General features: G+C 63.2%; 16 protein-coding genes. 8 read left to right on the top strand and 8 right to left on the bottom strand.

The window, feature by feature from the left end; genetic code table 11:
• The first annotated feature begins 77 nt into the window (after positions 1-77).
• The 3 genes from NKJ28_RS01125 (at position 78) to denD (ending at position 2,303) form a co-directional block, all read left to right on the top strand.
• Complete coding sequence (locus tag NKJ28_RS01125; protein ID WP_352633646.1) at positions 78-1,061, top strand: cation diffusion facilitator family transporter; 984 nt, start codon at positions 78-80, stop codon at positions 1,059-1,061.
• Positions 1,062-1,123: 62 nt separating this feature from the next.
• A complete protein-coding gene (locus NKJ28_RS01120; RefSeq protein WP_352448198.1) occupies positions 1,124-1,330 on the top strand; it encodes a hypothetical protein in 207 nt (68 codons plus the stop codon).
• 1 nt (position 1,331) lies between these two features.
• Positions 1,332-2,303 (top strand): D-erythronate dehydrogenase, encoded by a 972-nt coding sequence (gene denD, locus NKJ28_RS01115; RefSeq protein ID WP_352633644.1) that lies wholly within the window; start codon positions 1,332-1,334, stop codon positions 2,301-2,303.
• A gap of 174 nt (positions 2,304-2,477) precedes the next feature.
• On the opposite strand, the gene NKJ28_RS01110 is transcribed toward denD, so the two are convergent.
• The 4 genes from NKJ28_RS01110 to NKJ28_RS01095 all read right to left on the bottom strand — a co-directional run bounded on the left by NKJ28_RS01110 (position 2,478) and on the right by NKJ28_RS01095 (position 6,484).
• A complete protein-coding gene (locus tag NKJ28_RS01110; RefSeq protein WP_352634304.1) occupies positions 2,478-3,632 on the bottom strand; it encodes a nickel/cobalt transporter in 1,155 nt (384 codons plus the stop codon).
• Complete coding sequence (locus NKJ28_RS01105) at positions 3,629-4,297, bottom strand: DUF1007 family protein (protein ID WP_352564924.1); 669 nt, start codon at positions 4,295-4,297, stop codon at positions 3,629-3,631. Before NKJ28_RS01105 ends, NKJ28_RS01110 begins: the two co-directional genes overlap by 4 nt.
• Before the next feature lie 86 nt (positions 4,298-4,383).
• Positions 4,384-5,283, bottom strand: coding sequence for a LysR family transcriptional regulator (locus tag NKJ28_RS01100; protein ID WP_352588045.1), 900 nt, complete (start codon positions 5,281-5,283; stop codon positions 4,384-4,386).
• Position 5,284: 1 nt separating this feature from the next.
• On the bottom strand, positions 5,285-6,484 hold the full coding sequence (locus NKJ28_RS01095; protein ID WP_352588042.1) for an amidase: 1,200 nt from the start codon (positions 6,482-6,484) through the stop codon (positions 5,285-5,287).
• 562 nt (positions 6,485-7,046) lie between these two features.
• Between NKJ28_RS01095 and odc2 the strand changes: the two genes are divergently transcribed.
• Positions 7,047-8,180 (top strand): ornithine/lysine decarboxylase, encoded by a 1,134-nt coding sequence (gene odc2, locus NKJ28_RS01090; protein ID WP_023675424.1) that lies wholly within the window; start codon positions 7,047-7,049, stop codon positions 8,178-8,180.
• 208 nt (positions 8,181-8,388) lie between these two features.
• A complete protein-coding gene (locus NKJ28_RS01085; protein WP_352588490.1) occupies positions 8,389-8,991 on the top strand; it encodes a GNAT family N-acetyltransferase in 603 nt (200 codons plus the stop codon).
• Between the two features lie 54 nt (positions 8,992-9,045).
• On the opposite strand, the gene NKJ28_RS01080 is transcribed toward NKJ28_RS01085, so the two are convergent.
• Positions 9,046-9,330 carry an SCP2 sterol-binding domain-containing protein gene (locus NKJ28_RS01080; protein WP_352588487.1) on the bottom strand — a complete coding sequence of 95 codons (285 nt, stop codon included), beginning with the start codon at positions 9,328-9,330 and terminating at the stop codon, positions 9,046-9,048.
• Between the two features lie 336 nt (positions 9,331-9,666).
• Here NKJ28_RS01080 and NKJ28_RS01075 point away from each other — a divergent pair, with 336 nt between their 5' ends.
• Positions 9,667-11,400 carry a chloride channel protein gene (locus tag NKJ28_RS01075; RefSeq protein WP_502902159.1) on the top strand — a complete coding sequence of 578 codons (1,734 nt, stop codon included), beginning with the start codon at positions 9,667-9,669 and terminating at the stop codon, positions 11,398-11,400.
• Between the two features lie 57 nt (positions 11,401-11,457).
• On the opposite strand, the gene NKJ28_RS01070 is transcribed toward NKJ28_RS01075, so the two are convergent.
• Positions 11,458-12,468, bottom strand: a complete 1,011-nt coding sequence (locus NKJ28_RS01070; protein ID WP_352633639.1) for a nucleoside recognition domain-containing protein — start codon at positions 12,466-12,468, stop codon at positions 11,458-11,460.
• A gap of 118 nt (positions 12,469-12,586) precedes the next feature.
• Here NKJ28_RS01070 and NKJ28_RS01065 point away from each other — a divergent pair, with 118 nt between their 5' ends.
• Positions 12,587-13,039 carry an Lrp/AsnC family transcriptional regulator gene (locus tag NKJ28_RS01065; RefSeq protein ID WP_023675430.1) on the top strand — a complete coding sequence of 151 codons (453 nt, stop codon included), beginning with the start codon at positions 12,587-12,589 and terminating at the stop codon, positions 13,037-13,039.
• Between the two features lie 237 nt (positions 13,040-13,276).
• Positions 13,277-13,675 (top strand): GFA family protein, encoded by a 399-nt coding sequence (locus NKJ28_RS01060; RefSeq protein ID WP_352633637.1) that lies wholly within the window; start codon positions 13,277-13,279, stop codon positions 13,673-13,675.
• Positions 13,676-13,765: 90 nt separating this feature from the next.
• On the opposite strand, the gene NKJ28_RS01055 is transcribed toward NKJ28_RS01060, so the two are convergent.
• Together NKJ28_RS01055 and NKJ28_RS01050 are read right to left on the bottom strand one after the other, a co-directional pair.
• Positions 13,766-14,185, bottom strand: coding sequence for a GNAT family N-acetyltransferase (locus NKJ28_RS01055; protein WP_352633635.1), 420 nt, complete (start codon positions 14,183-14,185; stop codon positions 13,766-13,768).
• Positions 14,186-14,529: 344 nt separating this feature from the next.
• The gene (locus tag NKJ28_RS01050; RefSeq protein WP_280952086.1) at positions 14,530-14,835 is read right to left on the bottom strand and encodes a GNAT family N-acetyltransferase; all 306 of its coding nucleotides are present in this window, start codon (positions 14,833-14,835) and stop codon (positions 14,530-14,532) included.
• Between the last annotated feature and the right edge of the window lie 8 nt (positions 14,836-14,843).

Raw genomic sequence — 14,843 nt, 5'->3', positions numbered from 1 at the left:
AGATCATGGTCAAACAAGAAGACAGAGCCTCCATCCCAAGTCTGCCGGGATGGATTAGGCTCTAGCAGGGGCTATAGATGGCGCATACCCACGACCACGCTTCGCAGGGCCACGACCACAGCCATGGCGCAGGTCATGTGCACGGCTCGACCGACAAGAAGCGCGTGCTGATCGCTGCCTGCCTGACCGCCGGCTTCATGGTCGCCGAGACGCTGGGCGCCATCTTCACCGGTTCACTGGCGCTGCTGGCGGATGCCGGCCATATGCTTGCCGATTGCGTCGCGCTCGGCCTTGCCTGGTATGCCTTTCACCTTGCGAGCCGGCCGGCGACCGTGCGCCTCACCTACGGCTTCGGCCGGGTCAAGACGCTGGTCGCCTACACCAACGGCATCGCCATCTTCGCCATCGCGCTGTGGATCGTCTACGAGGCTTGGGGCCGCTTGCAAGCGCCGGCTCCGGTGCTCGGCGGGCCGATGCTGGTCGTCGCGATCGCCGGCCTGCTGGTCAATCTCGGCTCGTTCTACGTGCTGCATGGCGGCGACCGCGGCAGCCTGAACATGCGCGGCGCCATCCTGCACGTGCTCGGTGACCTGCTCGGCTCGGCCGCGGCGATCGTGGCGGCGCTGGTGATCCTGGCGACGGGCTGGACGCCCATCGATCCGATCCTGTCGGTGCTTGTCGCGCTGCTGATCCTGTCCACGGCCTGGTCGCTGATGCGCGAGGCAGCTCACGTCCTGCTCGAGGGCGTGCCGGCAAGCCTCGACCGCGACCTGATCGCGAGGGATATCGAAGGCTCGGTCAAGGGCGTGCGCGAGGTGCATCACATGCATGTCTGGTCGCTCGACGGCTCCAGCAACATGGCGACATTGCATGCCTGCCTCAATGACGGCGTCGATGCGCATATGGCGGTAAGCGCGATCAAGAAGCGGCTTGCGGCGGAACATGGCATAGCCCATGCCACGGTCGAACCGGAATTCGGTCAATGTGCAGACAGACATGAGCATGATGACGAGCACGAGCATGCGCATGATACGGCACCGCACCGCGGCCATTATCACTGACTTCGGGAGTTCTGGGCATTGGCAACGATCGACATGAACTCTCGCCACCCTGGCGCCGCGTGATGGACCGCGACACCCGCAATGCGGCAATCGGCGCCGCCTGGGTTTTGCTGCTGTTCGGCATCGCAGCCTATTATCTTCCAACAGTGATGCTGGCGGTCGGCAAGGTCTCGACGGTTCTTGCCGGCGTCGTCGCGGCGATCTTCATGGTGGCAATCTTCGTCGTGTTCTGGCTGCGTAGCCGCAGCCAGCGCAAAAAGGGAAAGTGACATGCGCATTCTGATTACCGGCGCGGCAGGCATGGTCGGCCGCAAGCTCATCGCCAGGTTGGCCAAGGACGGGACGCTCGGCCGCCGCAAGATCGCCGCGCTCGACCTTCACGACATCGTGCCGCCGCAGGCGCCGGTGCTCGAAGGCATCAGCATCACCGCCCACACCGGCGATCTTGCCGCGCCCGGCGCGACGGCAAATCTGGTCGCGTTGCGCCCCGACGTGATCTTCCATCTCGCCGGCGTGGTGTCGGGTGAGGCGGAGGCCAATTTCGATCTCGGCTACCGCGTCAATCTCGACGGCACCAGGGCGCTGTTCGATGCCGTTCGGCTGGCGGCATTTGCGCCGCGCGTCGTGTTCACCTCGTCGATCGCCGTGTTCGGCGCGCCGTTTCCCGACATCATTCCGGACGAGTTCCATCCGACGCCGCTGACCTCCTACGGCACGCAGAAGCTGATCGGCGAGGCCCTGCTTGCCGACTATACGCGGCGCGGTTTCTTCGACGGCATCGGCATCAGGCTGCCGACCATTTGCGTCAGGCCGGGAAAGCCGAACAAGGCGGCCTCAGGGTTCTTCTCCGGTATCATCCGCGAGCCGCTGAGCGGCCATGAAGCGATCCTGCCGGTGCCGCGCTCGGTCGTCCACACACACGCCAGCCCGCGTTCGGCGGTGAATTTCCTGATCCATGCGGCTCAGATCGACGGCGCCGCCGTCGGCCCGCGCCGCAACCTGACGATGCCGGGCGTCGCCGTCACCGTCGGCGAACAGATCGAGGCGCTGGAACGTGTCGCCGGCGCCAAGGCGGCCAAACTGATCCGCGAGGAGCCCGACGAGACGATCTGGGCGATCGTCAAGGGCTGGCCGACGCGCTTCGAGGCGCGGCGCTCGAGGGAGCTTGGCTTTGCCGCCGAAACGAGCTTCGACGAGATCATCCGCGTCCATATCGAGGACGAGTTGGGGGGCAGGATTTAACGTGGCGCCGTCTTCCTTCTCCCCTTGTGGGAGAAGGTGGATTGGCGCGCAGCGCCAAGACGGTTGAGGGGTGCTGGACGGAGCGCTGTTGGCGCCAAGCTGGAACACCCCTCATCCGTCGCCTTCGGCGACACCTTCTCCCACAAGGGGAGAAGGGAGAGTCGCGCCTGGACGTCACCCGCCGGTCGTCAGGCTGGCCGAGAGCAGCAGCAGACCGAACAGGAAGACGAAGGCGGCGCCGCCGATCTCGACGAAGGAATGGATGCGGTTGCCCATGCGGCCGTCGCCGGCGAAATACACCGCCCAGTTCTTGGCGGTCACCGCAAGCGTCGCCAGGGCCGAGACGGTGATTGCGGTGCCGAGCGCCATGGCCAGCACCGAAAGGATGCCGCCGAACCACAGCCCATTCAGCAAGGCGAAGCTCAGCACGATCAGTGCGCCTGAACAGGGGCGGATGCCGACGGCGGCCACCGCCGACCAGGCCGTGCGCCAATCGAAGCGATCACCGGAAAGCAGCGCCGGGTCGGGCGCATGCGAGTGTCCGCACGTCTCGCAGACCTCGCCCGCCGCATGGCTGTGGTGATCGTGTGCAGCATGGGCGTGGTGGTGGTCGTGGGCGCCGTGATCGTGATGGTCATGCGCATGATCGTGGTGGTCATGCGCATCAAGCGCGTGGGAATGTGCCGCATGGGCATGTGAATGGCCGGCGTGTGAATGGCCGGCATGGGCGGCCGAGAGGCTGTAGCCCGGATTTGCGCCGAACAGGCGAAGGATGGCCGGGCCGGCCTTGCGCCACAGCAGCCAGGCGCCGAACAGAGTGACGAAGACATAGCTCATGATTTCGAGGAACCATGCGGCGTCTGTCATCGAGACAGCAGTGCCGCGCAGCAAGAAATAGGCGACCAGCATCACCACGATCGCGGTCAGCGCCTGCAGCAGGGCCGAGACGAAGGACAGCATGATGCCGCGCCGGAGCGCCACTTCATTGGCCACCATGTAGGAAGAGATCACCGCCTTGCCGTGACCGGGGCCGGCGGCGTGGAAAATGCCATAGGCAAAGGACAGGCCGATGAGCAGCCACAACTTGCTACCGTCCTGGCGCATCGCCTTCATCGCGCCGGCAAGCGCATGATAGAATTCCTGCTGGCGCAGATTGATCCACATCAGGATGTGGGCGAACGGGCCGGTGGCGGTTGGAGCCATGCCGTCATTGGTGCCGATGCCGAGTGAACTCTGGGCGTGGGCGGAGCCGAGGAAGTGCGTCATCACAAAGGCGACGGCCAGAAGACCGAATGCCAAACGCAGGGACGGTTTGGTCACTGGATCTATCCTTCCGGCTGACAGGTCAGTTCAAGCTTGGTGGCAAAGATCTTGCTCATGTCGGTGCCTGTCGGATCGTTGAAGAAGGCCTCGGTCAGGGTCTTCTGGTTCTGGGCGATCGCCTCGTCCGGGTTCGGGCGGACAACCTTGCTGGTGCAGGTCGGCGGCAACCCATCGACCTGCAGATTGGCATCCTCGGTGAAATCGATCGCGGTGTAGAAGGTCGGGTCGTAGACGCCGATATCTATCTTGCCGCTCAGTTTGATCGGCACCTTCGGTTCAGATTCAAACAGGATGATCAACTGGTCATTGTCGAAATTGGCCATCAAATGAGGCGGCGGGGTCATTGCCACGTCCTTGCCGTCGACGGTGACGAGCTGGAAATAGTTGAACTCGGCAAGCGAGGCATGGACGGTGTCGGCGACATCCTTCAGCTCTTTGTCGTCGAGTTTCAGGTCGGAATTCTTGTCGAACTCCATCATCACCGTGCTCGAAAACAAATCATCGAAGCGCCAGACATGGCGCAATGCCTTCACAGTTTGGTGATCCGGGCCGAGGACCACTTCGAGGCGGGCTTCAGCGAAGACGTGGGGATGCACCTCAGCCGGTCCGACGGCGGCAAACGTCGCGGTCAAGGCCGAAGCCAGCATCATTGCTTGCCGTTTCAGGTGCATTCTCGGTCGCGATTCAATCGGCTTCGGTGAATTGCCGACAGTTACCAGAAAGCGGGCGAAAATGGGACCGCAACGCGGCTGAAAGCTCATGCGTTGTCCAGCGTCTTGAACCACTGCACCAGGAAGTCGACGAAAACGCGAACTTTTGCAGGCAGATAGCGCCGGTGCGGATAGACAGCAAAAATGCCGCCGCCGGGCAGAATGCGGTCATCCAGCGCAGTCACCAGCTTGCCGCTTTCGATGTCGGGCGCGGCGATAAAATCCGGCAGGATGGAAAACCCCAGTCCAGCCACGGCGGCCGCCCTCGCCGCCATCGGGCTGTTGACCTCGATCGGGCCGGAGACCGAAACACTCACCGTATCGGCACCGTCGCCCTTGAACGGCCAGTTGGTGAGCCAGCGGCCATTGGTGTCGATGATGCAAGGCACGCGGGCAAGGTCTTGCGCCCTGACCGGCATGCCGTGCTTGGCGATCAGTTCGGGAGACGCGCAAAGCCGTACCGAAAACGGCGCCAGGCGCCTGGCGATCAGTGAGGAATTTTCCAGCCGCGAAATGCGCACTGCCAGATCGAAACCCTCTTCGACCAGATCGACGAAGCGGTCGTCGAGATGAATGTCGAGCACGATGTCGGGATGCTGCTTGGCGAAGTCGATCAGCGATTGGCCGATCGGCGCGTCGGCAAAGGTGCGCGGCGCCGACAGCTTGATCCTGCCGCGCACGTCGCCGGAGGATTCGCGCACCGCATCGGCAAGGCTGTCGACCTCGCGCACGATCTCCGAGGCGCGCCGGTAATAGGTGTGGCCGGCTTCGGTCATCGAGAACTGCCTGGTGGTGCGGTTGAGCAGTAGCGCGCCGAGCTCGTCCTCCAGCTCGCGCACATATTTCGACAGCAGCGCCTTCGAGCGGCCGATCTTGCGTGCCGCCGCCGAAAAGCCTTCGGCCTCGACGACATCGATGAAGGCGCGCATGCGGGTCAGCGTATCCATGTCATGCGCCTCCTTGGTGGGCTGAAAGGATGCGGGCGGCGAGCGTAATCAACTGCCGGTCGCTGTTCTTCGGGCCGAGCAGCGAAAGACCGAACGGCGCCCCGCCGGTCTTGCCGAGCGGCAGCGTGATCTGCGGAAATCCAGACAGGCCGGAAAGACACAGCAATCTCAGCGCGCGCTCGCGATAGATCTGCAAATCATCAAATAATTCGGCCTTGAGCGGCGCGGCACCCGGAGCGGTCGGAAGCACAAGAACGCCGTCCTCGCCAAGCAGGTCGGTAAGCTCGAGGCGAAACGAAACGCGACGTTCCGTTTCGTGCTGCGCGGTTGCCGGGCCGACGGTCGCGCCATGCTCGAAGCGCTCCTTGACGCCGGGTCCCAGCATGCGGTCGCCGCCAGCGATCCAGGCGCCGTGGCTTTGCCAGGCTTCATAGCCTTGCAGCTTGCGGAAGCACCAATAAAGATCGTCGGTGGAATGCGACAGCGGGCCAACGCTGCGCGGCGCGCCCAGCACCGAAGCGACACTGCGGACCATGGCGCGATATTCCTCGGCCTCCAGCGGGCCGAGCACGAGGCTGTCCAGCGCGTCGAGGGCAAGAGGGCGTACCAGTTCGTGGCGGTGCGGATCGTCGCCGAGCAGCACCGTGCCGACCTTTTCGTAGGTGACGATATCCCTGGCAAACCAGCCGAACGTGTCCAGCGAAGGCGCCAGCGGCATGGCGCCGTCGAGCGAAATGCGGCCATGCGTGGTCCTGAGGCCGATCAGGCCGCAGAAGCTTGCCGGCGCACGGATCGAGCCGCCGGTGTCGGAGCCGGTGGCGATATCGGCCAGCCCGCCGGCGACTGCAGAAGCAGAACCCGAGGACGAGCCGCCGGTGACGCGGTCGGGTGCCGCCGGATTGATCGGCGATGGGAAATGCGCGTTCAGCCCCAGCAGGGAAAAGGCGAGTTCGTCGGTCTGCGTCTTGCCGACGAAGCGGGCGCCCGAATCAAGCAGCGTCTGGACGGCCGGCGCGGTGGCCGTGGCCGGCGAGGCTTCGCGGTATTTCTGCGGATTGCCGCAACCGGTGCGGTACCCGGCGACGTCGAAGATATCCTTGACGGCCAACCGCAAGCCGGCAAGCGGGCCGGATTGCGCATTGGTAACAGGGACTTGATCAAGATCGAGAAAAGCGTTCAGCGGGCCGCGAGTGCCTGTCATGCGTTCGATATCCGGGTGTGCTTGCCGCAGCATTGTTCTTCTGGTCCCGCAGCATTGTTCGATGCCACAAATTTTACAACCTGCGATACGATTTTTATTGATTGTGAAATCTTTCGATCTTATATCGCGCTTGCCCAAAGTCGCACGTGCCTGTGGGTGTCCGCCGATCCTCGAATGGTGAGGGCAATCGGTAAGGTAACTGGAGCCAACCCCTCCAGTCGGTTTAGCGGCCAACCGCCAACCGAGGACACCTTGAAGCAACGACGGTGCGGGCCTTTCTGGTGTTCTGCCGGTCGTCCAAAGACCGGGGTTACTGAAGAGGCACACCTTCATTGCCGGCAGTGCGGACGGGTCTCCCATCCAAGCCAAGGCAGACAAAGCGAACCGAGGCCGGGCAAGGCCAAGGTTCACCGCCGCGAGACGGCGCTTCATGGTTCCGGGGTCTCCACCGGCTGGTTCCATGGATTTCCGTCCCGCCTTTGTCCACCGCGTGTTCGCGAGGCCGAGAGCCCGCGTCCGCAAGCCTTTGTGCGCGCCGAAAGGCGCTGATGGAGAGACCCCGATGGCTACCCAGCGCATCCTTGACTTTCTCGCCACCCGACGTCCGAACGGCCCGTGCCTCGTCGTCGACCTCGATGTCGTGCGCGACAATTTCCGCGCCTTCGAGAAGGCGCTTCCCGATTCCAAGATCTACTATGCGGTGAAAGCAAATCCGGCGCCGGAAATCCTGCGCCTGCTTGCTGCGATGGGCTCGTCCTTCGACACCGCTTCCGTTGCCGAAGTCGAGATGGCGATGGACGCCGGTGCGCCGGCGGACCGCATCTCCTTCGGCAACACCATCAAGAAGGAGCGCGACATCCAGCGCGCCTACCAGCTCGGCATCCGGCTGTTTGCGGTGGACTGCGTCGAGGAGGTCGAGAAGATCGCCCGCGTCGCTCCCGGCGCCCGTGTGTTCTGCCGCGTCCTGACCGACGGCGAGGGTGCCGAATGGCCGCTGTCGCGCAAGTTCGGCTGTGTGCCGGCGATGGCGGTCGACGTGCTGCGCCATGCCAGGGCGCTCGGCCTCGACGCCCATGGCGTATCATTCCATGTCGGCTCGCAGCAGACCGACCTGACCGCCTGGGATCGCGCGCTGGCCGACGCCAAGAAGGTGTTCGCGACGCTGGCCGACGAAGGCATCGTGCTGAAGATGGTCAATATGGGCGGCGGCTTCCCGACCCGCTATCTCAGGGATGTGCCGGTGGCGCAGGCCTATGGCCAGGCGATCTTCTCGGCGCTCAGGAAGCATTTCGGCAACGCCATCCCCGAGACGATCATCGAGCCGGGCCGCGGCATGGTCGGCAATGCCGGGGTGATCAAGTCGGAGGTCGTGCTGATCTCGAAGAAGGCCGATAACGACAATGTGCGCTGGGTGTTCCTCGACATCGGCAAGTTCGGCGGTCTTGCCGAGACCATGGACGAGGCGATCCGCTATCCGATCGTCACCGCGCATGACGGCAGCGAGACCGCGCCTTGCGTGCTCGCCGGCCCGACCTGCGATTCGGCCGACGTGATGTACGAAAAGACGCCGTACCCGCTGCCCTTATCGCTGACCATCGGCGACGAGGTGCTGATCGAGGGCACCGGCGCCTACACGACGACCTACGCCTCGGTCGCCTTCAACGGCTTCGAGCCTCTCCGATCCTACGTGATCTGAGGGCTCGCAAGAGTTGCTCAGATCATCCCCGGTGGGCGCCTGTCGCCCGCCCGGGCTCGCCTGTGGAACAATCCGCTTGTGAAGGATCGCGGAAATGAACATTGCAGATCTCATCGTTGAAGGCGTGGGAATCTCCCCCCTCGAGGGGGAGATGGCCGCGAAGCGGCCAGAGGGGGTCGGTTCGACTGGACTCGGCCTCCTGCCGCAGATGGAGGCCGGCGCTTCACGCGCGACAACCCCCTCTGTCGCCTTCGGCGACATCTCCCCCTCGAGGGGGGAGATTGCGGTCGTCGCCGAAACCGCCGCCGACGTCCCGGCTCGCGAGGCTTTGCTCGATCGCGCCATGGGGCCGAAGCGCCGGAAGAAGTCGTCGGAAAAGCTGCGGCGCGGCCGCCGGCCTTCGGAGGGCCTGGCCTTTGTCGCGCGCGACGCGTCGGGCACTGTTGCCGGCACGGTGCGGCTGTGGGACGTGGTGCTGGGCGAGGGCAGCACGGCAGCGCTGCTGCTCGGCCCGCTTGCGATCGACCCGGCGCTGAAAAATGCCGGCATCGGCTCGGCGCTGATGCGCCATGCGGTCACTGAGGCCGAGCGGCTTGGCCATGCGGCGATCCTGCTGGTCGGCGACGCGCCCTATTACGAGCGCTTCGGGTTTTCGGCCGCAAAGACCGGCTCGCTGGCCATGCCGGGGCCTTACGAGCGGCACCGCCTGCTGGCGCGGGAACTGGTTGTCGGCGCACTCGACGGCGCGCAAGGCACGCTGAAGGCGGCAGGGCGCAAGCTGAAGGCGCAGAGACTGCCGCTCGCTGCCTGATGGTTCGAAGCAAGCCGCCCGCCATCGTGCGGCGGCTTGTTTCACCTCAAGCGATCAGCCGATCAGTTGGCTGAGCGCCATGGCGACGCTCATGTCGCCTTCGACCTTTATCTTGCCGGACATGAAGGCCATGGTCGGGTTGAGGTCGCCTGATATCAGCGAGTCCAGATCGTCGAGCGAAAGCTTTATGGTGCAGTCGGCCGGCCCGTCGATGGTCGAGACATCAGCGCCGTCGATGACGATGACACCGTCGCCGCCGGTATCGAACTTCACGGAACGGTCGAACCCGGCACTCGCCACGCGCGCGCTGATCTTGTCGGCAATTTCCTGAACGCCCATGGCGGTTCTCCTCGTCTCGTTGCGTTTGTCGCTCATTGGCACTTCGATCCGGGACACTTCGATCTGGCCGAAGTCGCCGTCTTGCGCATTTCGCGATCACGGTCGCCGGCGCATATAGCTTCGGGTTGACGTTTACGTCAACGCGGCTCCCCGAGATGAAGATGGGGTTTATCGCCGCAGCATCACGCGGGCATGACACCTCGGCGGCCTGCATGTTGCCACGCGATGTTGCCGAGGGTATCAGGCACCCACGAATATCGGCGAGCCGCCCCGGTGCTTTCCAGAAACGAACCGCCCAGAAACGAACCGCAAGTCTATGCCCGCCGGTTGCGCGCGGTGCTGATCAGATCGATCCCGCTGCTCGAGGCGCGCGGTATTGCCGTCGTCATTCTGGCTGCCCTGGTCGGGGTGATGGCGGGTGCGCTGGTCACCGGCATGAGCGGACTGGTGCAGGTCCTGCACGGGCTTATGTTCGGCGTTCAGCCCGGCGGTCGGCTTTCGGCGATGTTTTCGCTGCAAAGGCCGGAGCAGGCGCTGATCCCGGCGATCGGCGGCATCCTGCTCGGGCTGACGGTGATCTGGCTGAGAAAGCGGAAGTTCCGCACGCCGGTCGATCCGATCGAAGCCAACGCGCTTTATGGCGGCCGCATGTCGCTGACCGACACCTTCATCATCGCCGGGCAGACGATGATCTCGAGCGGCTTCGGCGCTTCGGTCGGGCTCGAGGCCGGCTATACGCAGGTGGGTTCGGGCCTGGCGTCGCGGCTGGCGCGCTTGTTCAGGCTGCGCCGCAACGATGTCCGCATCCTGGTCGGCTGCGGTGCCGCCGGCGCGATCGCCGCCGCCTTCGACGCGCCGCTGACCGGCGCCTTCTACGGTTTCGAGCTAGTCATCGGCATCTACTCGGTCGCCAATGTTGCGCCGGTGATGGCCGCCGCGATCTCGGCCTCGCTGACCGCAGAGGTGTTCGGCGGCGTGCCGTTTCCGCTGGAGCTCGCCGGTCTGCCGCAGCTCACCGTCAGCCAGTATTTGCCGTTCATGCTGCTCGGGCTTCTGGGCGGCGGTGCTTCCATCGCCATCATGCATCTGGTGAGCCTGATCGAGCGCCTCTTTGCCCGGCTGTCGATCGACGCCTCGCTGCGCCCCGCCTTCGGCGGCGTGATGGTCGGGCTGCTGGGGCTGGTCACGCCGCAGGTCCTGTCCAGCGGCCATGGCGCGCTGCACCGCGAATTCGCGATGAATTACGGGCTGGCCGTGGTGGCCAGCGTCTTCGTGCTGAAGCTGGCGGCCTCGGCGATCTCGCTCGGCTCCGGCTTCCGCGGCGGCTTGTTCTTTGCCTCGTTGTTTCTCGGCGCGCTGCTCGGCAAGATGTTTGCCGGCGCGATGGCATTCGTCTCGCCGGCGACCGGCATCGACCCTGCCATCGCCGCCGTCGTCGGCATGACCTCGCTCGCCGTCGGCGTCGTCGGCGGCCCGTTGACGATGACCTTCCTGGCGCTGGAATCGACCCGCGACCTGACGCTGACCGGCGTGGTGCTGGCCGCCTCGCTCATGGCGGCGATCCTGGTGCGCGAAACGTTCGGCTATTCCTTCTCGACATGGCGCTTTCACCTGCGCGGCGAAACGATCCGCAGCGCGCATGATGTCGGCTGGATGCGGAGCCTGACTGTCGGCTCGATGATGCGAAAGGATGTCCGCACCATCGACGCCTCGACGACGCTTGCGGAATTCCGCAAGCAGGTGCCGCTCGGTGCCTCGCAGCGCGTCATCGCGGTTGACGCCGACCTGCATTATGTCGGCGTGCTGATCGTCGCCGAATTGCACAGCCATTTGTCGGATGACGAGATGCCGGTGCTGTCCTTCGCCAAATTCAGGGATGCGGTGCTGGTGCCGAGCATGAACGTGCAGACGGCCGCCGAGACCTTCCAGCGCGCCGGCGCCGAGGAATTGGCGGTGGTCGAAGATTTCACCGATCGCAAGGTGGTCGGTCTGCTGACCGAAGGCCACCTGATGCGGCGCTATGCCGAGGAACTCGACAAGGCGCGGCGCGATCTGTCGGGAGAGGGGTAGCCGCGTCCTGTCCCGATAGCGATGCGACACACATGTCGGCTGCTGCGTAAGGAGGGCTCACGTCAACGGCCCGCTAATCGCGGGCTCCGAAATCCGATTGCGCGGACTGTCTTCTTCCTTGTGGAAGAGTGTCTTGAAGAAAAGAGCGTCGGGAACCGCCTTGATTACTTTTGCGATCACGGCGGTCGCGAGCACGGCAAACGCTAGGCGACCGAGAAGCACGCTCGTAACATCAGCGCCAAGTGTGACAACGACCAACGTATCCTCAATGAGGCTATGGGCAAAACCCATGAACACGCAGGCGAGGAATATCTGACGCGGCTCCGCGCTAGGCGTGCGCGCCTCGCGGATCAGCAGTCCTGCGCCATAGGAAATCCCGAGAAACAGGCCAACAGCGGCGAAAGGTACCGTCTGCTTTTCGATGCCGGCGAGCCGAAAGAGCGGTGCAAGCCCTCTGTTCATCCACTCCAAAATGCCCGACATCTTGAGAAGCTCGATCACCCAGCTCAGCGCAAGCAGAACAACGAGCATGATGCCCAGGGTTTTGAGCGTACCCAGGAGAAAGCCGCCCCAGTCGGTGCTTTCATTCGTCGGCATCCACGCTGGCTTCACCCGTCCTGACAGCCATCCGGTCACGGTGAATATCTGATGCAGAAGGACAGCAAAGACCAAACCCCCGCCAATACGAAGCGCCGCGGTGACCAGGAAGCTCGGCCCGGCCCTCTGAATGATCCGTTGCTCGATCGGAATGGCATGTGCAAACAGCAAGAGAGCCGAAAGAACCGTCATGTCGGCAGTGCTGAGCGCCGAAACCGGAACCAAGGTGAATACGATCACAAGCGCGCCCCAGATCCCGACCAGCAATCCCGTCAGCCAGGCAAAGGCGAGTTCAGGTGGCAACCCCACCTGCAACATGAGCGGGGAGAAGAACGGAGAAATCGCCTGGATGACGCCAAGGTCCTGCAGCAGCCGCGTGGCAATCGCAACCGGAACGATCACGCGAACCAGTTCCCAATAGATTTCAAGCGTCTCCAATGTCTTGCGATAGAAGGCGGCGCAAATTGCCATCATGCTGCTCCATCATTCCTGGAGCCGTCTGAGTAGCGTGAGACGCTTCGCATTTGTGGTCAAAGTTTGCGATTCCGTGCAATAAAATTGCAACGCACCGACGATGAGCGCGACCGACATGGACAAGATCGACAGAAGGCTTCTCAACCTGCTCCAGGATGATGCCTCACGAACTAACGCCAAACTGGCGGGGTTAGTCGGGCTTTCCCCTTCGAGCTGCCTGCGCCGCATACGACGACTGAAGAAGAGCGGTGTCATCAGCCGCGTTGTCGCGCTTCTCGCACCGGCAAAGGCTGGCCGGGGCTTGAAGGCGATCGTCGCCGTCGAACTGGAGCGTCATGGCGAGCAGTATATGAGGGACTTTCTCGAGTTGGCCGCTCAGGAACCGGCCGTCACTCAGGCCTACAGTGTGAGCGGCGAAACCGACGCCGTCCTCATGCTCCGCCTGACGGATATGGAAGAGTTCGATGCGCTGTGCGAGCGACTGTTCCGAGACCGAAGCAACGTCGCGCGATACCACACGATGTTCGTGATCCGAACGGCCAAGGAAGTGACCGCAATTCCACTGTAGTGTTCGGGTTGCGATAGACCTGCCAGGCCCTGAATTCAGCGGCCCGGCGGAGAAACTCTACGAACATTTCAATATGCCGAAAGGGGGTAGTGAAGGCAGCTTGGAGGCAACGCCTCGCGCACGCGAGGACAATCGCCAGCGCCGAATGTCGGAATTGGGCGCCAGCTCGACGCATTTCATGGCGCCTCCCTCACGCCCAGGCATGAAGCTGTCCTTGTTGGCTCAAGGAGAATTTGCATGCGTGGTCATTGCTTATGTGGCGCTATTGCCTTTGAAGTCGATGGCCCGGCACAGGCCTGCGTGGTCTGTCATTGTGAAAGTTGTCGGCGGCAATGTTCTGCGCCGATGACCTCCTATATTGGCGTCTTGAACGGCCAATGGCGATGGCTGGGCAAGCTACCGAAGGTATTCAACTCTTCTCCCGGTGTGGAAAGAACATTTTGCGATCACTGTGGTACGCCGCTGTCCTTCCGCTCAAAAAACATGTCTGATGTCATGCATTTTTTTGCGGCAGCGATGGAGGAGCCAGAAAAATTTGCACCTACGCTGCATGTTGCTTTTGAGGAGAAGCTCCCTTGGTTGAAACTCGCCGACAACCTGCCGACTCGTGTTGGGCCTGACTATACGAAAGGCTAGGATCTGCTCGCATCGAGACAAACGGTGGAAGCTGCGGACAGCATCCGGAAGCGAGATGATGCCTCCGTCCGTTCAAACGGCGGTCGAACATTATCGATCGCGGCTGCTCTCGACCTGCTTGAGCGGCAGCAGGTAGGCGATGATCTGCTGATCGCCGAGTGCTGGATCAAAGCCAATAATGTCGGAGGCGAAAAGGTCGTGGGCGGGGCGTCTCTCGAAGCCAAGGCTTTCATACAGCTTGTATGCAGACGTCATGGACGAGGCAGTGTGAAGCGCAAGGCCGCCTGAGCCCTGCAGACGCGCTTGCATGACGCACCATTCGCAAAGCGCGCGGCCATATCCGCGGCCCTGTGCCGAGGGAACAACCGCGAGAGTCCTGAGGCCTGCCAGCCCGGGCGGCCAGCCCATGCCGTCAAAGGCGGCATCGGCGTAGTAGGTGACCGTCCCGACGAGGGCGTCCCTCGGCTTCGAGCACCGCGACGCTAGCTTTCGCCCATCGCCCCGCGACATCCCGCGCATCCTTGACGTAGGGCTCGAAGATGTGCGGTGCCAGAACGGGCCGTAACGATGCGAAAGCCTCTGAGACGAGCAACCCAATTCCATCCAGTTCCTGACGGCTTGCCAGGCGGACGCGTGGCTTGGATGCGATCTGCATGCATGTCCTCACTGCTCCAGTAATTCGACCGTATGTAGGGCTCCCTCCGGCTGGCTGGACTTCGCCCGGCTTCGGCCGTCGGCCGTATCCCGCAGCGCGATTCACCCGGAGAGGTTCGCTGCCACAATAATGACCGGTACCAAGATTCCAATGGACCTGAGCCGTCGAGCCGCGACGACGAGTTAATCGGCGGAGCACCTCAAACTTTCGGTAACAGTTTGCTCATGCTTATGCGCTCCTCGACCTCGTATCCGCACTTTCGGTAGAACCCAAGAACCGTCGAATTGGAAGCGACAATTTGGAGGTTGATCTTTATGCAACCAAGGCCGGCGAGCCGCCTTTCGGCCTCATGGATGAGGGCCTCGCCGATCCCTTTTTGGCGATGGGACTGCAAGGTAGCGATGCGCGATATCCACCCTCGATGGCCGTCATACCCGACCATGATCGATCCGACGACCTGATCGGCCTCAATCGCCACCAAAAGCAGGTTCGGCTGATGCCTCAGCTTCCCGC

Source organism: Mesorhizobium sp. M0145 (assembly GCF_040322355.1).
GTDB lineage: Bacteria > Pseudomonadota > Alphaproteobacteria > Rhizobiales > Rhizobiaceae > Mesorhizobium.
The sequence above is the reverse complement of the archived record's forward strand: the minus strand, read 5'-3'. Positions and strand labels throughout refer to the sequence as shown.